The 259-nt window shown below is 43.6% G+C and carries 1 protein-coding gene; it reads left to right on the top strand.

The annotated features are described in order from the left end of the window. Positions 1–105: 105 nt before the first annotated feature. The coding region (locus BHE89_RS27270) for a DUF3304 domain-containing protein (protein WP_353615094.1) at positions 106–259 on the top strand (154 nt) is incomplete at its 3' end.

Genomic DNA, 259 nt, shown 5'->3' with positions numbered 1-259 from the left:
TTTTGGCAAATTTCCCCCAAACTTGCCTCGCTCTTAATTATCTCTTTTTTCCTTTCCGGTTGTGCCAATGCGGGCTCTTGGGGTGCAAAACCAGAAAACTCCATCTTGGGAGCCGGGCTTCAGGGCTATAACCACACACAATTTGAAATTTCAGGTTTTTCAATTAATGAAGGTTACGGCAGTATTGGTGGCACGGTCTGTTGTGTGATGATCCCTGAAAAATGGCGCCCTAATTTAATCGCACATATTCAATGGAAAA

This window comes from Shigella sp. FC1967, assembly GCF_001743005.1.
Lineage (GTDB): Bacteria > Pseudomonadota > Gammaproteobacteria > Enterobacterales > Enterobacteriaceae > Proteus.
This window is presented reverse-complemented; position numbering and strand designations above follow the sequence as displayed.